This is a genomic window from Thalassotalea sp. G20_0, from assembly GCF_017744175.1.
GTDB lineage: Bacteria > Pseudomonadota > Gammaproteobacteria > Pseudomonadales > Endozoicomonadaceae > Endozoicomonas.
The window spans coordinates 34,750-55,112 of record NZ_JAGHQV010000006.1 but is presented as its reverse complement, the minus strand read 5'-3'; the positions used below and the strand labels follow the sequence as shown (position 1 = coordinate 55,112).

General features: G+C 48.2%; 18 protein-coding genes. 4 read left to right on the top strand and 14 right to left on the bottom strand.

The window, feature by feature from the left end; all coding sequences use genetic code 11:
- Positions 1-173 precede the first annotated feature (173 nt).
- The 13 genes from rseP to J7438_RS05035 form a co-directional block, all read right to left on the bottom strand.
- Complete coding sequence (rseP, locus tag J7438_RS05095) at positions 174-1,577, bottom strand: sigma E protease regulator RseP (protein ID WP_209200047.1); 1,404 nt, start codon at positions 1,575-1,577, stop codon at positions 174-176.
- Positions 1,574-2,788: a 1-deoxy-D-xylulose-5-phosphate reductoisomerase gene (gene ispC / locus J7438_RS05090; protein WP_209275686.1), complete on the bottom strand. Its 1,215-nt coding sequence runs from the start codon at positions 2,786-2,788 to the stop codon at positions 1,574-1,576. Before ispC ends, rseP begins: the two co-directional genes overlap by 4 nt.
- Positions 2,789-2,791: 3 nt before the next feature.
- Positions 2,792-3,562, bottom strand: coding sequence for a phosphatidate cytidylyltransferase (locus tag J7438_RS05085; RefSeq protein WP_209200045.1), 771 nt, complete (start codon positions 3,560-3,562; stop codon positions 2,792-2,794).
- 26 nt (positions 3,563-3,588) lie between these two features.
- Positions 3,589-4,368: a polyprenyl diphosphate synthase gene (gene uppS / locus J7438_RS05080; RefSeq protein ID WP_209200044.1), complete on the bottom strand. Its 780-nt coding sequence runs from the start codon at positions 4,366-4,368 to the stop codon at positions 3,589-3,591.
- A gap of 192 nt (positions 4,369-4,560) precedes the next feature.
- Positions 4,561-5,118 carry a ribosome recycling factor gene (frr, locus tag J7438_RS05075; RefSeq protein WP_209200164.1) on the bottom strand — a complete coding sequence of 186 codons (558 nt, stop codon included), beginning with the start codon at positions 5,116-5,118 and terminating at the stop codon, positions 4,561-4,563.
- Between the two features lie 2 nt (positions 5,119-5,120).
- Positions 5,121-5,852 carry a UMP kinase gene (gene pyrH, locus J7438_RS05070; protein WP_209200162.1) on the bottom strand — a complete coding sequence of 244 codons (732 nt, stop codon included), beginning with the start codon at positions 5,850-5,852 and terminating at the stop codon, positions 5,121-5,123.
- Positions 5,853-6,118: 266 nt separating this feature from the next.
- The gene (tsf, locus tag J7438_RS05065; protein WP_209200043.1) at positions 6,119-6,979 is read right to left on the bottom strand and encodes a translation elongation factor Ts; all 861 of its coding nucleotides are present in this window, start codon (positions 6,977-6,979) and stop codon (positions 6,119-6,121) included.
- 223 nt (positions 6,980-7,202) lie between these two features.
- Positions 7,203-7,985 carry a 30S ribosomal protein S2 gene (gene rpsB / locus J7438_RS05060; RefSeq protein WP_209200042.1) on the bottom strand — a complete coding sequence of 261 codons (783 nt, stop codon included), beginning with the start codon at positions 7,983-7,985 and terminating at the stop codon, positions 7,203-7,205.
- Positions 7,986-8,241: 256 nt separating this feature from the next.
- On the bottom strand, positions 8,242-9,462 hold the full coding sequence (locus tag J7438_RS05055) for a glycosyltransferase family protein (RefSeq protein ID WP_209275684.1): 1,221 nt from the start codon (positions 9,460-9,462) through the stop codon (positions 8,242-8,244).
- A 32-nt stretch (positions 9,463-9,494) separates the two neighbouring features.
- Positions 9,495-10,304, bottom strand: a complete 810-nt coding sequence (locus tag J7438_RS05050) for an HAD-IIB family hydrolase (protein WP_209275683.1) — start codon at positions 10,302-10,304, stop codon at positions 9,495-9,497.
- Positions 10,305-10,319: 15 nt separating this feature from the next.
- On the bottom strand, positions 10,320-11,144 hold the full coding sequence (gene galU / locus J7438_RS05045) for a UTP--glucose-1-phosphate uridylyltransferase GalU (protein ID WP_209275682.1): 825 nt from the start codon (positions 11,142-11,144) through the stop codon (positions 10,320-10,322).
- Positions 11,145-11,367: 223 nt separating this feature from the next.
- Positions 11,368-12,135, bottom strand: coding sequence for a hypothetical protein (locus tag J7438_RS05040; protein WP_209275681.1), 768 nt, complete (start codon positions 12,133-12,135; stop codon positions 11,368-11,370).
- Positions 12,136-12,473: 338 nt separating this feature from the next.
- A complete protein-coding gene (locus tag J7438_RS05035) occupies positions 12,474-13,271 on the bottom strand; it encodes a hypothetical protein (RefSeq protein WP_209275680.1) in 798 nt (265 codons plus the stop codon).
- A 297-nt stretch (positions 13,272-13,568) separates the two neighbouring features.
- Between J7438_RS05035 and J7438_RS05030 the strand changes: the two genes are divergently transcribed.
- Together J7438_RS05030 and J7438_RS05025 are read left to right on the top strand one after the other, a co-directional pair.
- Positions 13,569-15,284: a sugar phosphorylase gene (locus tag J7438_RS05030; RefSeq protein WP_209275679.1), complete on the top strand. Its 1,716-nt coding sequence runs from the start codon at positions 13,569-13,571 to the stop codon at positions 15,282-15,284.
- A 20-nt stretch (positions 15,285-15,304) separates the two neighbouring features.
- The gene (locus tag J7438_RS05025; RefSeq protein ID WP_209275678.1) at positions 15,305-15,499 is read left to right on the top strand and encodes a hypothetical protein; all 195 of its coding nucleotides are present in this window, start codon (positions 15,305-15,307) and stop codon (positions 15,497-15,499) included.
- A gap of 683 nt (positions 15,500-16,182) precedes the next feature.
- Here J7438_RS05025 and J7438_RS05020 read toward each other — a convergent pair.
- Positions 16,183-16,611 carry a hypothetical protein gene (locus J7438_RS05020; protein ID WP_209275677.1) on the bottom strand — a complete coding sequence of 143 codons (429 nt, stop codon included), beginning with the start codon at positions 16,609-16,611 and terminating at the stop codon, positions 16,183-16,185.
- A 434-nt stretch (positions 16,612-17,045) separates the two neighbouring features.
- On the opposite strand from J7438_RS05020, the gene J7438_RS05015 reads away from it, so the two are divergent.
- Together J7438_RS05015 and J7438_RS05010 are read left to right on the top strand one after the other, a co-directional pair.
- Positions 17,046-18,590: a hypothetical protein gene (locus J7438_RS05015; protein WP_209275676.1), complete on the top strand. Its 1,545-nt coding sequence runs from the start codon at positions 17,046-17,048 to the stop codon at positions 18,588-18,590.
- A gap of 195 nt (positions 18,591-18,785) precedes the next feature.
- Positions 18,786-20,315 (top strand): hypothetical protein, encoded by a 1,530-nt coding sequence (locus J7438_RS05010; protein ID WP_209275675.1) that lies wholly within the window; start codon positions 18,786-18,788, stop codon positions 20,313-20,315.
- The last annotated feature ends 48 nt before the right edge of the window (positions 20,316-20,363 follow it).

Sequence of the window (20,363 nt, the reverse complement as noted above, 5' to 3'; positions counted from 1 at the left end):
ATCCGTTCTTATCCGTGTTCATTTCGCATTAACGTGAAAAACATGCTTTTCAATTTCCACATCGCTATTCATGACGCGCAGGGCGCAAAATGCTTTTCTTTCACCTGGATGTTTGCTGGTCAAACCAATGCTGTTACCACTTCATCAGGCAGTGCGTCAGTCTGACCAACGTATCATTGGAAGAGTCGACTCAGGTCGTTATACATGGCCAGCATCATCACTCCGACAACAAACGTTACCCCGATTTTCAAACCCAGTGTCTGGGTTTTCTCGGAAAGCGGCTTGCCCCTGACCATTTCAACGAGGTAGAAAAGCAGATGACCGCCATCCAGCACGGGTATGGGGAGCAGGTTCAACACCCCCAGGCTGACGCTCAACATGGCCAGAAAATAGAGAAAATTTTCCAGCCCAGACTCAAGCGACGCGCCAGCCACTTTAGCAATGGTTATCGGACCGCTCAAGTTTTTCACCGAAACAAGCCCGACAACCATCTTCCAGAGGGATTCCAGGGTCATACTGGTCAGTGACCAGGTCGCCCGGGCACCTTTTACCAGCGAATCAATAGGCCCAAACTGTAAATGGCGAATCATGGTTTCTGGCCAGGAAACCTGTTGGACACCTGCACCGATAAAACCGGTTGTCACCCCGTCAGTGGATCGACTGCCCGGGGTCAACGGCATATCCTGACTAACGCCATCCCGCTCAACCAGCAACTGCAGTGTTTGACCAGCATTGTCACGGATCAGTTCAACAAAGTGTATCCAGTCAATGACGGTTTCCCCATTAACCTGCAGGATTTTATCACCCGGCTCCAGGCCATCTCTTGCTGCCGCCCCATCATCCGCTATCTGACCAATGACCGCAGGGATAACAGGAGAGTAAGGCACAATACCCAGGGAACGCACGGGGTTTGGCTGCTCCTCATTAACCAGCCAGTCGACTATCGCGATATTTTTATCCCGGACAGCCCCCTCTGAGGTCTCTCCGGGCTCACCTGCCCGGATAGAGACATCAAGATTTCTGCTCTCACCAATGTAGGACAACAGCTCCATGTTCACGGCCTGCCAGCCCGGTGTTTCCACACCATTAACGGCAACAATTTCATCTCCGGGCTGAATGCCTGCAACGGCAGATGGAGAATCGGGAATCACTTCGCCAACCTGAGGCATCAGGGTACGAACACCCACCATGTACATGAGCCAGAGGGCAAAAATGGCCAGCAGAAAGTTGGCAACAGGCCCGGCAGCAACAATGGCAATCCGGGCAAGGACGGGCTTATTATTGAAGGAAAGGTGCTGCTCATCATCGGGCACTGGCCCTTCCCTCTCATCCAGCATCTTGACATAGCCGCCCAGCGGTACTGCTGCAATACTGAATTCAGTACCGTGACGATCAGTCCAGCGCCATAATGACTTGCCAAAGCCTACGGAGAAACGAAGCACTTTGACACCGCAACGGCGGGCCACCCAGAAGTGACCATACTCGTGAATACTTACCAGTATTCCAAGGGTCACTACAAAAGCAAAAATGGTCTGTGCTGAGCCAGCGATCTCCGACAAGAGCGATTCAAAAATCATGCAACACCCTGCATTTGTGAAACCTGTTTCCGGGCCAGATAGCGGGCTTCCCTGTCAGCTTCCAGCACTTGATCTATGTCGCCGGCATTCATGACCGGTAAGGTCTGCAATGTGGCATTAATAACTTCAGGTATGCGATCAAAACGCAGTTTACGTTCCAGAAATGCATCAACGGCAATTTCATTGGCCGCATTGAGCATAGCAGCCGCTGTACCACCGCTGCGCGCCACGTCCTGGGCCAGCTTCAAACAACGGTAACGCATCATGTCCGGCGCATAGAAGTCCAGTCTGGCGATCTCGGTCAGAGACAGGGGAGCAACGCCGGATGGTATTCTTCCCGGCCATGCCAGGGCATGGGCAATGGGCGTTCTCATGTCCGGATTACCCATCTGGGCAAGTACCGAGCCATCCTCATAATCCACCATTGAGTGGATAATGCTTTGCGGATGAACCACCACCTCTATCTGCTCGGGACGGGCATCAAACAGCCAGCACGCTTCAATAAACTCAAGCCCTTTATTCATCATCGTGGCAGAGTCCACCGAAATTTTACGTCCCATACTCCAGTTTGGATGGGCACAGGCCTGTTCAGGCGTCACAGCGACAAAACTTTCTACCGGAGACTGTCGGAATGGACCGCCGGAAGCGGTCAGCAATATTCGCCTGACCCCTACCCGCTCAAGCCCCCTGTGGTGATCAGCAGGCAGGCACTGAAAAATGGCGTTATGTTCACTATCGATAGGAAGGAGTACAGAACCAGATGCCTTAACCGCATCCATGAATAAGGCACCGGTCATCACCAGCGTTTCCTTGTTGGCCAGGAGTATTTTTTTTCCGGCACGAACCGCCGCCATGGTTGGCGATAACCCTGCAGCACCGACAATGGCCGCCATAACCACATCAACATCACCATCCGCCGTCACCTGGTTCATGGCGTCCAGGCCGGACTCAACGGAAATGCGCAGACCTTCAGACTGAAGACCTGCCCTGAGCTTATTGGCTGCCTGTTCATCCGCCATAACAATATACTGCGGACGAAACCGACGTGCCTGCTCCAGCATAACATCCGCATTTCTGCCCGCTACTAAAGAATGCACGCTGTATTGGTCCGGGTTCCGCGCAATAACATCCAAAGTACTTTTGCCAATGGATCCCGTGGATCCCAACACACAAACCCGCTGTCTGTCGGATTGAGAGCATAATGCAGTCATGACCTATATACCCCTGACTATCATGACATAAAGAGTAAATATCGGAACGGCTGCAGTCAGGCTATCAATTCGATCAAGCACACCACCATGACCTGGCAGCAGGCTTCCGCTGTCCTTAACCCCCCGGTAACGCTTCAAAACACTTTCCCACAGATCGCCCAGAACGGAAACCAGAACGGTCAGTATGGTGAGAATCAACAATGATACCCCCTGAAAAAAGCTGACACTGCCAAACAACGTCACAATACTTGCAATCAGCACTGAAAACAGCAATCCCCCGACCAATCCTTCCAGCGTCTTTTTCGGGCTGACCCGCTCAATAAGCTTTGTTTTACCAAAACGCTTGCCCGCAAAATAAGCGCCACAGTCTGCCGCCCAGACCATCACCAGGAGAGTAACGATCAACCAGGCTGAGTCTGGCATTTGCTTGAGTTCATAAAGTCCCAGCCATGGGGGCACCAGAGTCAGCAACCCCATCAATAATCTAAGGGGCCTGCTCTCAAGCCAGCACCGGCTCTGGGGATATTGCCTGACAAGGATGAAAGCGACCAGCCACCAGACAACAGCCAGACCAAGAATCAGAGAGGACGGTAAAAAAAGTGTCAGAACACAAAAAACACCAATAGCCAGCGCATAGAACAGACGTACAGATCGCTGTTCAAAACCGGAAAGGTTTGCCCATTCCCAAGCCGCCAGCATAATAATAGCGGCAATAAACAAGCCAAAACCGGTTAACGGCAATAAAAACACGCCTGCCAGCGCCACTGGTGCCAATATGACAGCAGTTATAATTCTTTCTTTCAGCACAGTGTTTCAGCCTCCACTTGCTCGCTGGTTTTGCCAAACCGTCGCTGGCGACGGGCGTAGCTCAGCAGGGCCTGCTGTAATTCATTACGGCCAAAATCCGGCCACAGGGTGTCGGTAAAATAAAACTCACTGTAAGCACATTGCCACAATAGAAAGTTACTGATTCGCTGTTCACCACTGGTACGAATCAATAGATCAGGGGCAGGCAAACCCGACGTACTGAGATGCTGTTCAATGGCAAACTCATCAATATTTTTAGCATCAAGCTCACCACGCGCCACTTTTTCAGCCAGTAGCCTCGCAGCAGAAGCGATATCCCACCTGCCGCCATAGTTGGCAGCAATGACCAGGGTCACTGAATAATCATTGGCAGTGAGCGTTTCTACTTCTTGAATATACTTCTGAATTTCAGGACTGAATCGGGTAATGTCGCCAATGACCTTCAACCGGATGCGTTTTTTCTGCATCCGTCGAGCCTCTCGCTTGAGAACCCCCAGGAACAGGCGCATCAGGCCATTCACTTCAATGACCGGCCGACTCCAGTTCTCGCTGCTAAACGCAAACAGCGTGAGCACTTCAACACCCTGTTCATCGCAGGCTTCAACCACCTCACGAACCCGGTTAACACCCGCGCGATGTCCGGCGAGTCCGGGCAGGTGTTTCCTTTTGGCCCAGCGGTTGTTCCCATCAAGAATGATAGCCACATGGCGCGGCAGCCTCTCTGGCGGAACTCCCTGAATGCCGCTTTTTCCCTGTAACGATGTATTGGCCATGGATTAAGACGATCTGAAAATTGGCAGGTAAAAAAAATGTAACAGTAGAACCTTGCAGGAGCCCGCCGTAAAAAGCAAGCTCCCACAAAGCATCATAAGACAGCTGACGCCTGAAATATTGCAGTCATTACCACCTGGATTCTGTCTGACATACCAGACAAGACAATAACTGCAATTCAGTACAGCCAGCCATTAGATCGCCATTAAATCTTCTTCCTTAACAGAAAGATTTTTATCAACTTCAGCAATAAACTGATCAGTCAGCTTCTGCACGTCATCCTGACCACGACGCTCGTCGTCTTCGCTGATCTCTTTTTCCTTTTCCAGCTCTTTAATATCAGCCAGTGCATCACGGCGAATATTGCGGATAGCAATGCGGGCATTTTCCGCATCCTGACGCGCCTGACGAATATAGCCCTTGCGGGTCTCTTCGGTCAGCGGTGGCAGAGGAATACGAATAACTTCACCGGCAGTCGAAGGGTTCAGCCCCAGGTCAGACTTCAGAATCGCCTTTTCAACATCAGGCACAATCTGTCTTTCCCAGACACGTACTGCCAGCGTACGACCGTCTTCAACAGAAATGTTAGCCATCTGACTCAGTGGTGTTTCTGAACCGTAGTAAGACACCTTAATGCCATCCAGAAGACTTGGATGGGCACGACCGGTACGAATCTTGTTGAAGGCAACCGTCAACGATTCAATGGTTTTGCCCATACGCTCTTTGGCATCATCTTTAATCTCATTGATCATCATTAACCCCCGTTTACCAGTGTTCCTTCATTACCGCCAACCACAAGATTTAACAGAGCGCCGGATTTGTTCATATTAAACACCCGGACAGGCATCTGCTGGTCGCGCACCAGGCAAATGGCCGTTAAATCCATAACGCCCAGCTTGCGAGCCAGGACATCATCATAGGTCAGCTGATCAAATTTAACCGCATCAGAATGCTTTACCGGATCTTTATCATAGACACCGTCAACCTTGGTGGCCTTGAGAACGATATCAACGCCCACTTCAATGCCTCTCAGACAGGCCGCAGAGTCAGTGGTAAAAAATGGATTTCCGGTACCAGCAGAAAAAATCACCACATCGCCAGAGTTGAGGTACCGCACGGCACGACGATGATCATAATGCTCCACAACACCACTCATGGGAATGGCTGACATCACCCGGGTATTGATATTGGAGCGTTCCAGGGCATCACGCAGGGCAAGGGCATTCATCACGGTTGCCAGCATGCCCATGTGATCACCGGTGACCCGGTCCAGGCCTGCGGCACTCAGCGCAGCGCCACGGAAGAGGTTTCCACCGCCGATAACGATACCAACCTGTACACCGATCCCTACTAACTGACCAATTTCCAGGGCCATTCGATCCAGGACCCTGGGATCAATACCAAACTCACCCTCGCCCTGCAGAGCTTCACCGCTGAGCTTCAGCAGTATACGTTTGTATTTCGGTTGACTATCACTTGCCGGCATGTTCAGTTTCCGAGTCTGGTTGGCTAAATTACACACATCCCGCAAATGCGCTGCCATCTGGAGACCAGCCATGAAAGCTGCATTCGATGAACCGTCTGGCCGAAACTGATCTGCTCTGACCAATCAGCCAGCGAGTTGATGTGTTCTGACAGTTGACATTCTTGTCCATGAAACTTTCCCATGAAGAAAACCTGAAAATCAACCATCAGCTATGGATAGACATGAAAAGGCCAACCCAATGGGCTGGCCCGGGAGGCTCCTGGTTATTACAGTCCTGCCTGAGCGCGGACTTCAGCAGCAAAGTCCACTTCTTCTTTCTCGATACCTTCACCCACTTCGAAACGTACGAAGCTGGATACAGTAGCGCCAGCTTTCCTGGCCAGTGCACCAACAGTGGTATCAGGATCTTTAACGAAAGGCTGTTCAACCAGGCTGCTTTCTGCCAGGAACTTGCTGATACGACCTTCAATCATCTTCTCGATGATATTGGCTGGCTTGCCAGACTGTTCAGCCTGAGCCTGGAAGATCTCTTTCTCTTTCTCTACCAGTTCAGCCGGCATATCTTCCTTGTTAACCACCTGTGGGTTAACAGCCGCAACGTGCATGGCGATATCACGAGCCAGTTCAGTATCACCACCTTCCAGTTTGGTCAGAACAGCGATACGGTTGTTACCGTGAACGTATGAGCCAATCACGCCGCCTTCAACGATAGCGATACGGCGAACACCGATGTTTTCACCGATCTTCTGAACCAGCGCCTGACGGGCTTCTTCCAGCTCGCCTTCCATCAGCGCGTTAACGTCAGCTTCTTTACGGGCAAAAGCAGCGCCAACCACCTGCTGAACGAAGTTCAGGAAGTTATCATCACGGGCTACGAAGTCAGTTTCACTGTTGACTTCAACCAGTACACCAAAGCTGGCATCGTCAGCCACTTTAACGGCTACAATACCTTCTGCTGCGATACGACCGGCTTTCTTGGCAGCTTTTGCCTGACCGGACTTACGCATTTCTTCGATTGCTACTTCAATGTCACCCTGTGCTTCAACCAGTGCTTTTTTGCACTCCATCATGCCCAGGCCAGTACGCTCACGCAGTTCTTTTACCAGTGCTGCACTAATAGCTGCCATGGTTGATTCCTCGCAAATTGACAGTCTTTTTATGCCACCATCAATAACAGCGGCATAAAAGAATAGTTATCTGTACATCGGAAAAAAGGGGGCAAAGCCCCCTTACTCTTTTCCAAAATCGGCAAACAGTATCTGTTATTTATGCAGGACAATCCCTAAGTCTGCACTCCAGTCATAAGACCAGCTAAATCAGATACTGCCTGAAGCCGGTTCTTCAAAAGCCTCAGGCTTCTTCAGAACCTTCTGCTTCTTCAGACTTGGGAGCTTCCTCAGCCTTTGGTGCTTCTTCGACTTCTACGAACTCGTCTTCAGCACCGGTGCTCGCACGGGCACGACCTTCCAGAATCACATCAGCAGCAGCCTTCAGGTACAGCTGGATAGCACGGATCGCATCATCGTTACCTGGAATGATGTAGTCCACACCTTCAGGGCTGGAGTTGGTATCCACGATACCAATAACCGGAATACCCAGCTTGTTGGCTTCCTGAATGGCGATGCGCTCATGCTCAACGTCGATAACGAACAGAGCGTCTGGCAGACTGCCCATGTCCTTGATACCGCCCAGGCTGCGATCCAGTTTTTCCAGATCACGGCTGCGCATCAGCGCTTCTTTCTTGGTCAGTTTTTCAAAAGTACCGTCGTCACGCTGGCTTTCAAGATCACGCAGACGCTTGATGGACTGGCGAATGGTCTTGTAGTTAGTCAGCATACCACCCAACCAGCGGTGATCAACGTAAGGCATGCCACAGCGAGCAGCTTCTTCACGAATGATCTTGCCAGCAGCACGCTTGGTGCCAACAAACATGACCTTGTTCTTGCCTTCAGCCAGCTTACCGATGAACTGCAGAGCGCCATTAAAGGCAGGCAGGGTGTGCTCAAGGTTAATGATATGAATGCGGTTGCGTGCACCAAAGATGAACTTGTTCATCTTCGGGTTCCAGTAACGGGTCTGGTGACCGAAATGCACGCCGGCCTTGAGCATGTCACGCATAGTGACTTGAGTCATGGGAATCTCCTGATTCAGGGTTATGCCTCCAAACACCCCATGTGTTCGACCAGAGCATCATCCGTTTAACGGATTAAGAACTGGCACCCGGAACCATGTGTCGGTGAATGTGAGATCTTTTATCAACGTTAAGTTTAATGAAGTTCATGCTGCCAGCCCTGAGACTAACCGCCATGTACCCCATCTTGAAATCGCATCTCGAAATCAAGTGGCGCTTTATACCACACCCGGACAATTTTCGAAACTTTTTCTGCCATCAGCCAAAACGCTGGTTATCCTCTTCCACCGCATCATAAAGTCGCTCCAATATATCCGGAACAGCAGACATAACCCGGTTCCAGCTGGGAATAAAGGGACGCTCCATGGGGTTTTCCAGAAAATGCTGACCAGCTTCCATGATATTCCTGGCAAACAACTCCACAGCCCGCTCTTCACTGTCACGATCCACATGCAAACCATTGATCATGGCGTCATCATAGTAGGATTCAATAAAGTCCAGGGCCACCCGGTAGTAGGTCGCCTTGATGGTCCTGAAGGTCTCGGTATTAAACTGAACACCATTGGTGGCCAGTTTGCGAAAAATCGCCTTGATGATGTCATGACTCATTTTCGACAACCCGCGACTGACATCCCCTTCAGACAGCGGCTGATGCTTATGATCATAAATATCCGCAATATCCACCTGACAGAGCCGCTTACTGGAGTAATTGCGCTTAACCTCTGACAATACGCCAATCTCCAGCCCCCAGTCACTGGGAATCCGGATATCGTTAAAGACACTGGTTCTCATGGAGAATTCACCCGCCAGAGGGTAACGAAAGCTATCCAGATATTCGAGATACTCCATCGGCCCGAGAATCTTTTTCAGCGCCCGCAAAAGGGGCGTAACCAGCAGACGGCTGACCCGGCCATTTAACTTATTGTCAGCGATTCGCGCATAGTAGCCTTTGCAGAAGTCGTAGCTGAAGGCGGGATTAGCAACCGGATAGAGCAGCCTGGCCAGCAGATCCCGCTGATAGGTAACAATATCGCAGTCATGGAGCGCCACTGCCTCTGACTTTGCCGATGCCAGCACATAGCCGTAGCAGTACCAGACATTCCTACCCTTTCCGGGCTCTTTCGGTGCCAGACCCTTTGCAGCCAGCAGGGCATCAATTGCCTGCAACCTTGGCCCATCCTGCCAGAGAATACGGTGATGCTGATCCAGCCGTCCAAAGAAATCCCTGGCATAGGCAAACTGCTCCTGATCAGCGCGATCAAGGCCAATCACTATTTCAGAGAGATAGCGCACCTGACTCAACTCTTCGACAATATGCCCCAGGGCAGGCCCTTCCAATTCTGAAAATAATGAAGGCAAGACCAGTGACATGGGCCGCTGGCGGGAAAATGCCAGCAGGTCACGCTCCATATCGTCGGTTGACCGAACTCTCAGATTGTGAAAATTGGTAATTATGCCATTCTGATAAAAGTCACCCATTCCCTACCCTTTTTCTACTCTTGAAAGTGATTTTATGACTTGCCAAACAAGTCGAGTATGGTCTGATTCCAGCCCTGAGGGCCGACGCTGCGGGTTTTGACAACATTCACCAAATGACTCACATCCGGTGCCTGACCATGCTCCGACAGGATAAGCACCGGATAATCGGCCGCCTCCAGCATCGGCAAGTCGTTTATCCCATCCCCAAGCGCACAGGTTTGCCAGGTCTCTTCCGGAAATTCCTGCTGATACCTTTGCAGTAATGCCTGCAAAGCCAGCCCTTTACTCCCTTTCCCGGAAACATGATAAAAGCGCCCTCCTCTCGTCAGATAAAGCCCTTGCGATTCAAGCAACCTGACAAACTCCCGCAATTCTGCATCACCATCACGCCAGATCACCGGCTCACTGGCCTTTCGGGCAATGGCTTTACCAGCCTCATCGATTGATAACCCGGTAACTTCTGCCACCTGATCCTCGGTCAGATCACCAAAGCCGGCAAACCTGAAACCATGTTGATGCCGGATATTGGATAAAATTCGCCGTATGCTGCGATAAGGCTGACCATGAAAAAAGTGGGTACGCTCACAGGAATCCCGGAAATAATCCGCCGGGATCGTCGTCACCATGCCATTTTCACTGATAAATGGCTGATCAATTCCCATCTTTCGCTGAATAACAAGCACTTCTTCCAGCGTTTTACTGGTGTTAAAAATCACCGGTATTTCACGCTCAACCAGCAATTCCAGGGCAGGTTGAGCGGCTGCCCAGCCATAGTCATGATGATCCAGAAGGGAGCCATCAAGATCGGTAAAAATCAGTATTCTCGGCGCTGTTGCTGCCATCAATAAACCATCCGCTCAGCCAAAACGTTTTTGATAAATGGCATTAGTGGCTTCGACAAAACCACCCATACTGCCACAGTCAAATCGCCTGCCCTGAAATTTACAGGCAATCACACAACCACTGTTGGCCTGAGACAAAATGGCATCTGTCAGTTGTACCTCACCGTTTTTTCCCGCCTCGGTGTTGGCAATAATGTCAAAAATATCGGGGGTCAGAACGTAACGGCCAATCACCGCAAGATTACTGGGAGCCTCTGAAGGCGCAGGTTTTTCCACCATATCCGTCACCCGGATCAAATGCTCATCCAGGGCCTCCCCGGCAATCACTCCATACTTTTCGGTTTCTGCCGCAGGCACTTCCTGTACCGCAAGAATCGTACATCTGAACTGTTTATAGAGATTGACCAGCTGAGCCATCACCGATGGCCCCTTATCATTGACACAAAGGTCATCCGCCAGAATAACACCGAAGGGCTGATCACCTATTAATGTCTGGCCACAGGCAATGGCATGCCCCAGCCCCAGCATCTGATTCTGCCGGGTATATGAGAAGGTACAGGCAGACATCACATCCCGGATCGACGACAGTTTCTCCTCCTTGCCACTACCGGCAATCTCCGCCTCCAGTTCATAGTTAATATCAAAGTGATCCGGTATCGCCCGCTTATTCCTGCCATTAACAAAACCGAGATCCGTTAATCCTGCTTCCATCGCCTCCTCTACCCCGTATTGTATCAGCGGCTTATCGACAATGGGCAGCATTTCCTTGGGCATGGATTTGGTGGCTGGCAAAAAACGTGTGCCATAACCGGCAACAGGAAAGAGGCATTTTGTAATCATTCAATAACTCCGTTTATCACTTGATCTTGAATGCGTTAATACAATGCAGTTCCCATGCCAATGTTACAAGGCACAACTCATGTCAAGAAGGTAAAGAGTGTCAATCAGAGCTTTATTGCTATTTCAGGAGAGGCATTTTGCAATAGCAGGTTCCGGTTTGCTTCTTCCGAAGCTTTCTTAATAGTCGACCCAATCATTGGGCGGAACCTGCTCTTATCTAATCTTAAAGTTTTGGATTAGATTTAATACTTATACCCATTTGCCTTTTGGGGTCAGGGTCAGTAGATGTACAGATTATCAACATACCTTTTTGGAGGTCGTCTTCATTGCGAAAAAAGACGAGCGGATTATAGCTGGTTATGGCATTTGCCTCTCTCAGGTGTTTTATCACACTTTCATGCCGTAAATTTCCCATGACAACTGATCCAGCTGCAATGAAAAAATCCTTCATAAGCAGACCGGAATGTTTGCCCCAACCTTGTTGATCGTTATTAGATTTACCCGTTACTTCACTTATCCAGGGATAATGCTGCTTACTAACCAGTTGTTTCACACTTTCGATAACTTCAGCTATTTTACAGATTTTGATATCTACACGATTATCTTTGTCATAGAAATGAGTTAAATCATGGCCTGATTGCTCTGCTTCGTCCCGGCTATTGACATCCTGAAATTTCAACAGCGGGTATTGATAGATAACCTGATCGATAAATCTTTCAAGAAAGGCTTTAGGACTTTCGTCCTGTGCCCGGGTAATATAGAGAGGCTTTCCAATGGTAGTGACTCCCGGGTATTTGGATATCAGACGCTCAAGCAATTCTTGAACACTCAACTTCTCTTCTATGTCACCTTGGTGAAGTTTGATATGACTCAGTTGTTCTGTGACCAGCCTAACCAGGCCTAACCTGCTGGGAACGGCTTGATCATAACCTGGAGGAGGGGATTTATCGTTAGTATCAACATTCGGTGAACCAGTTGGTTTGACGTTCATTTTTTCTTCCTGTTATCGGGGTCACAATACACAAAAGTTAAGTGCTGCAATTATGGAAATTGCCTTGAGCATATTACAAAAATTGCCAAGCGTGATTTTTGACCACTCTGACAAAAAATAGTTCAAAACCTTAAAGTGATATATCGCAAATAAGTTGGAGATAGCGGGGGATGTCACTATCATCATTCCGTAAAGGCGGGGTGAATAATATGCCAATGTTACATGGCACAACTCATGCTCCTGATATTAAGAATGTGAATCAGAACTCCATAACGCTGCTATTTCAGGAGAGGCATTTTGCAATAGCAGATTCCGGTTTGCTTCTTCCGAAGCTTTCTTTATAGTCGACCCAATCGTTGGGTGAAACCCGCTCTTATTAATGACTTCTGCTTGATAGATCGAATGAATATACCCATTTCCCTTTTGGGGTTAGGGTCAGTAGATCTACAGATTATCAACATACCTTTCTGGAGGCTGTCTTCATTGCGAAAAAAGAACAGCGGAGAGTAGCTGGTACAGGCATTTGCCTTTTTCAGTCGTTTCATCACCCTCTTATGCGCTAAATCCACCACGTCAACTGATCCGGCTGAAATGAATAAATCACCGTTAAGCAGACCGGAATATTCGCCCCATTTGTGTTGATCTTTTATTAAATGATCGATCCAGGGATATTTGTACATACTGGCCAGTATTTTCACACTTTCGATGACTTCAGATATTTTACAGATTTTGATATCTACACGATTAACTTTGTCATAGAAATGAGTTAGATTATGACTTGATTGCTCTGCTTCATCTCGGCTATTGACCTCCTGAAATCTCAACAGCGGATATTGAGTGATAACCTCCAGGATAAATCTTTTAAGAAAGTCCTTATGACTTTCGCCCAGTGCTCGTGTAATACAGAGCGGCTCTTCAATGGTGGCGGCTCCAGGGTATTCGGATATCAGACGCTCAAACAATGCTTTAACACTCTGCTTCTCTGCTTTGCCACCATGGTGAAGTTTGATAAAACTCAGTTTTTCCATGACCAGACTTACCAGGCCTGACTTACTGAGAACGGCTTGAGCATCAGCTGGAGGGCCGGGTTTAAGGGCAGTATCAAGTTGTAATGGACCTGCTGGTGGGACATTCATTTTTTCTTCCTGTTATCGGGGTGCACAATACACAAAAGTTAAGGGCTGCAATCATGGTTATTAAATGACGCATATTGCAAAAATTGCCAAGTGTGATTTTTGATCATTATGACAAAAAATAGTTCAATGCCTTAAAGTGATATATCGTGAAAAATCTTCAGATATTAGGGTATGTTACTATCATATACCCGTAAAGTTGGTTGAATAACATGCCAATATTACATGGCACAACTCATGCTCTTGATATTACGAACGTGAATCAGAACTCCATAACGCTGCTATTTCAGGAGAGGCATTTTGCAAAGCTATCCCCCTATCTTTGCGTCATTTCATCAATCGCTATCCAGGCTTCTTCACATCCCTTATGGCGATCAATCGGATGACCTCGCCAGTATCATCGTCCGTCGGGTTGAGCACTATCTGCACAACCATGAACCGAAAAGTTTTGATGCCTGGTCAGAGCAGGATATCTATCTGATCACTTATGGCGACAGCCTCACAGAGCATGGGAAACCACCACTGAAAGTACTCAGTGAATTCCTTGGCAGGCACATCCGGCAGCTGATCTCCACCGTGCATATACTGCCTTATTTTCCCTACAGTTCTGATGATGGATTCTCCATCATTGATTATCTACAGGTTAACCCTGCTCTTGGTGACTGGAATAACGTCGGGGCCATCGCTGAGCGCTATCGGTTAATGACCGACCTGGTTATCAACCACGTATCCCGAGAAAGCCTGTGGTTTGCGGATTTTGTCAGCGGCATCCAGCCTGGGCGGGACTACTTTATTGAGGAAGATCCATCCACAGATCTCACCATGGTCACCCGCCCCAGAAACTCCCCCCTGCTGGTTCCCACCCAGACACGCCGGGGAACCCGCCACGTCTGGGCCACCTTCAGTGAGGACCAGATCGACCTTAACTTCAAAAACCCGGATGTACTGATAAAAATGGTCGATATTGTGCTTTTCTACCTTGCCCGGGGCACCAGCGTAGTGCGTCTTGATGCCATAGCTTTTCTATGGAAGAAGCTCAATACAGCCTGCGTACATCTGCCAGAAACCCACGCCATGGTAAAAGTCATGCGGCTGATTATTGAACAGGTCTGCCCCGGTGCATTACTGATAACTGAAACCAATGTACCTGACCCGGAAAACTTCAGCTATTTCGCCCGGGGCGATGAGGCGCATCTGGTGTACCAGTTTGCACTGCCGCCACTGATACTTCATGCACTAAACCGGGGCACAGAAAAATACCTGGCGCACTGGGCAAGGGCATTACCGGAATACCCTGAGGGTTGCACAACACTGAATTTCACCGCTTCCCATGATGGCATTGGGCTGCGACCGCTTGAAGGGCTCGTCCCCGACAGTGAAGTCGCTGAACTGGTGGACAGCATGCACCGTTTTGGCGGGTTCGTCAGCATGCGCACACTACAGGATCAAAGCGAAAAACCTTATGAGATCAATATCTCTCTATTTGACGCCATGAAAGGCACACGCCGTGGTGAGGATCACTGGCAGGCACAACGCTTTCTCTGCTCACAGATCATTATGCTCGGCATGAAAGGTATTCCGGCCATCTATATTCATAGCCTGCTGGCCACTGGGAACGATATTGTCGGCGTTGAACGATCTGGCCGCACCCGATCCATCAATCGCCGTAAATGGGATATTGAAGAGCTGCGCACAGAACTGGAAAACCCCGTCTCAATGCAGAGCATGATCTTTAAAACCCTGAAAACCATTATTGGAATTCGCCGAAAAGAGCGCTGTTTTCACCCGGACTGCCCTCAGCAAATCATTGATATCGCACCGGGCATACTGGCCTTTTCCAGGACTGAGCCCAAAACGGGCAGAAGCCTGATTGCCATTCATAATCTGACGGCAACTTATATGGACATAAATGCAGAAGAATACCAGGGCTGTCTTGACCTGCTTAGCGACAAGACCTTTACCTCAGAACATTTAAAGCCCTATCAAACTCTATGGCTGGTTTCAGGCACCCGGTGATCTAAGGACCGTTCGGCACAGTGAGTGCGTTATCTGGTCATCGCGCCCGGAACACCCGGGCACATAAGATTCCTGGTAATGCAGCAGATGGCTCAACCTCAGTAGAGGCTAAAGCACCTGATAAACCAGTAGTTAATATCCGGGCCAGGGATATCAGACTCTGCTTGCCCTATCAGCGGAATGCTGATGACCAGAAGTTTCACCCCGGGTATTGAAGACCTCTGATTGACTCGATGCCTCACTGATTGATCTGCTTGCCAGAGAATTTTGCTGTATTGTGCGGCGACGTTCATCGAGTAAGAAAATAATACTCCCTGCTAAAAAGCCTATGCCGGCCCCCAGGATTGGCTGCGGAGTATCTTTTGTGTGCGATGGCATAACACCATCCCGTTTCCATACAAGGTAATTACTCAGAAACTCACCACCTACCCCCAGGGCTACACCAACGGAGACAACGGCTAGCCCCCGCCAGACAGTTTTTGCCTGGTCTGTTCTGTACCAGGGAGTAGCAGTTTGGCGTTCATTGCCAGAACCACTTGCATCACTTGCCCCCTCTGATCTGTCAGGAATATCAATTTGTGCACTGCCAGTGCCGGTAATATGGATGACAGGGTTCATAATGAACTCTCAAAAATTAGAAATTTTTAGTATTAAAAGAAAATGCTTTATTAACGATCAAACATTTTGACTTTGGATAATTGAAAAAGTTCACTTATCAACTTCAGTGATCGGTAAAATCGTACTAACTAAACCTTAATAGCATCAGTGCCTGCCGAAAAGCTGGCACGGAAGCTATTGACAATTGAGGTAATGCCCCTGATAAACCGGCGCAGTAATTAACGAGCTACAGCAGACAAACCGTCAGACTTTACTTCCAGACTCAACGGGACGCTGATCATCAGAGATTTTTATCCTTGACAGTGATGACATTTGGCTGGCATGGTGCCACACTAATTGATCTGTTCTCAAGACAAGTATCATGAATTGCATTGAACAACTCAGTTAAACTGGCCTGGAAAACCCCGTTAGCAAAACCCAGGACTGCTCCTCCCAAGGATGGCTGCGATATATTGAACGGATACAATGGCATATGACCATCCCGTTCATCTGCGAAGTAATTACTAAATGCCTCACAGCATGCAAACATTGCTGTATTAACGGAAACAATGAACAGCCCCCGCCAGAGGGGCTTTGCCGCCATGGTTCTGTAAAAGGCAGTAGCAGGGCTTTCATTGCCAGAGCCACTTACATCGATTGCCTCTGAACGGGCAGGAATATCATTTTGTGGGTCACGTGTAACAGCAAGACTGGTAGCAGGATTAATCATAATGAACTCTCCAATGATTATAGGTTTTTAATATCAAAAAAGATCAATATATTATTGACTGAACTTTTGGACTTTGGGCAATTGAATAAGTTCATCAATCATCATGAGAAAGCAATAAAATCGTACCATCTAAATTTGGACAAAATCTGAATAACTCTTTAACAAAAAAGATCACAGCCCGAAAAAAATAAAAGTTTCAATAAATTAAATATACGCCCATCAATCATACGATCATCAGGCCACCATTCAACTCGTCAAAACCAACCCAAAAATAGAGAGCAGCTTCAAGACCAAAGCAAAACAGTCATTTACGCTGTTAAATCACATCTGTTTTTTTAACAGCCCAGATGCATATTCAAAAAATCGGAACTATATTCTTTCACCATGGTCAAATTACCAGTTGAATAATTTTTTAACTTTTCAGAGCTTTTAAAATGAACAGAGCTACTGGCAGCATAATATGCTGTGCAATATTCCTTGCTTTTACGTCTTTCGACACTGTTTCGGCAAGCAGTTCCTTACGGAGTGACCCGCCCCGGTTTGAGCAATACCATGGGCAACAGGTATCTCCCGGTCACTATTACGAAAAGGCTCCGGGATCTGACGCTGATGCAGTATTCCCACCGGTTATCAGTGTCACTCCGGAAAACAGTGACGAATTGACTATCAACCTTGCCAACAAAACAGAAATCGAGAAACAGTATATACAGGCCTTTTATTTGAGAGGTGAGCGTGATGGTGACATCCTGCTGAAAACCATTAACGATCTTGGCCGCAGCCTGAGAGACCTAACCACCGTTGCCTCAGAGCTCCAGAAAATTTCTGACGAAAGCATCCTTCAACCAATACCCGTAAGGGAATTTCTCGACCATGTAAGAACGTTCACACAGGAATCAAACCTGTTCCTTCAAGACGTTAACAACCTGGAACATTTCCCCACTCTCAGGCCAGACATAACTGCTGATCCCGACAGCGAGGTTGATATGCTCCCGCTGGTTCATCAATACCAGTCAACCTTGCGCAGGCTTGATACGCAAATGAACGAGCTTCATTTCAATATCGTCCTGCCCAATGGCGTCCTTCATCAGCAGCTCGGAATCAGTAACGACCAGCTCAAGTCCATGTCACTGTATACTGCAGAGCAGATCGCTGATATGAAACGTAATGCCTTGCAGCTACGGGCCATGCGAACCCAGGATAAGCGAGTCATTGATGAAGGGATCAACCGTTTTACCAAAGATGCCATTGAAACCTTTATAGATACCTTCGGTACGTCAGAGAGATACAGGACCATTTCCGACCGGGAAGGCAGCAAAAGAGCCAAAGAGATGTTGATCGATGCATTCTGGGCAAGATCTTACATTCGTGCCACCTATGGTATTCAAATTGGTTGCATTCCGGTGGAATATGACAAGCGTATTTTCAATCTGGATTACTACCTGAACGATATGACCGTTGGTGCTGCACCCATTTATGATCAGAATAAGCTCATGCGTTACGCCAATCTCGCTCATGAAGCAATGTTAACCATTGAAAATTCCGCCAGTAAAAAGTGGCTATCTGTCAGTTCATGGATCACCTGGGTGGCCGGCAAATCCAATGAAATGGACACAAAATATTTTATTATCGCCCTGATTAAAAAAGATATTGATGAAGAACTGGCCATCAGCCGCTCAGGCGGCCTGAGAAAGGTTCGTGACGGATATCGTCAACACTACCTCAGTTCAGACATGTCAAGAGCCCTCTATCAGGCAAAAGCAAAGCAGGTTTTCAGCTCATCAGAAGAGGACGATGATATTGAGAGCGACGTCATGATGGTTGAGGCTGGCACACTTAAAGGAGCTGTTGCCATGTGCATCAACGCCCTGGAAAACCAGGAAAACCGTCTCGATGAAGCCAGAAAGCTGCAAAGCGTGGTTGATATGCTGACCAGGGACAACGTCTTTTCTGATCGGAGAAAAAGACGGCAGTTCTTTTAAAACATCAATACAAAACAATGAGTATCTGTGACGGGATACTCATTTTCACAATAAATTCATTAAACGTTTTCGCAGGTTGATGTGATGGCTATCAAAAAGCAACTTGTGTATGTAGCTTTGCTGCTAATACTTTTATTTTCAAAGCCATACACCTCTTTTGCCGTGCCTTTTCTTATTAACAACCATTGCTTGCAAGTGTCTGCTCCGAGGATAACAGCAAGCCAGTCATGTCCCGGACACGTTATCCCTGCCCATCAAACCCGCAACCTCCACTCTGAAGAGTTAAGATGTTCGGCCAACCACCATACCCATGTTCGCTTACCGGAAACCTTTGACGAAGAAGCATGGCAGGACTTGAAAAACATCAGCCGCCACGAGGCGGCAGATATTTTGCGGCAACAGCCGTCACCAGCCTGGACAGGTGTTATTAACTATCGTACATACCTTCACTGGAATTGGCAGGAGTGCCAGCTGGTCACCGATGCACAGCACTGTGGCTCCTACCATGTATGTGAAAAGATATTCCTGCCCACCTCGGACGGTGGCATGAAACAAGTCGAACATTGCCATTGGAAGCCAAAAACCTGTTACGCCGATATCACCATGCACGAAAGCCGGTACTGTCAGGATGGTGAGGGAAAAATGGTCTTTGACGTGGAGTTTCTGAAAAAAGATAAAGCCCGCTGGAGCCCCGACTCCCCCGGCTTTATTGACCGTCTTGCCAATGGCTATGACCTGCTACCGGGTGAAGAGGAAGTGGTCACTGTCAGCAATCTGAAAAACACCGTGCGAACCTCACAATCTGCCAGATTAGCGCCAACCCTGTTTATTGAAGATCCTAAAAACGAGTACATCTTCAACGAGTATATCCACAACCCGCAACCTGATAGCCTTTCCTGTCGCTTCAAGGGAGAAGACGAAGTCAGCTTTACCGTAACCACACGAAAAAGAATTGCTTCAGGCTCTCCCAACGCTTTTTCGCTTCCCAAAACTTTTGACAACGAGAATATTGACCCACTGGTATGGCAGTCTGCCCCTGGCCTTGATGGCTCAAGGCAAGAAAAAGGCTATCCATTTATCATGAGAGCCCAGGACTTCTCTGCCGCAGCACTCAACGAGGTATCAGAAGATGTCACTGAAAAGCTGAAAAATATCATCGTCAGAGTTCAACTCTACGAACCATCCATATTTGGCGACAGACTGAAGTCCACTATCTATATCGATGAAGCAAAAGGTATTCAGCAAACATTGAACGCCATCTCCAGTGACCAGAAAATTCGACGCTCCACGCTTTGGGAGTTCAAACTGAAAAATGGTGATAACCCTGACAAAAATATTTACCGGAGTTATGTGCCCACACTGTTCTATTACCCCGGAAAAATTTTCCTGTCCAACGAGGCCCTCAGTTACGACGACCAGCTGGCTCCGAACACAATATACACACTGAAGTTAACGGTTTATCAGAAAAACCTGCCTTTCTACAATCAGTCCTGCGAATCCGATCCTGACGCCTGGGATTGCCAGTGGTATACCTTGTGGGGCCTCTTCAGTTCCAAGCGCTATGAAGATAATTATTTTTCAAAGAAAAGCCTTGATGTCAGGTTCAGATCAAACCCCAAGGTAGACCAGAGAACCTGGCTATCTTCCTTCTGGCACTTTGTCAGATATGCTCAAATTGCAGTACCGTTAGGGGCAGTGGCTTTATCGGCATCTTACCTGCTATAGGTGCCTGCCGGACTTAAACGCAGAAGTCACCCCTCGTTTTGAGCAACA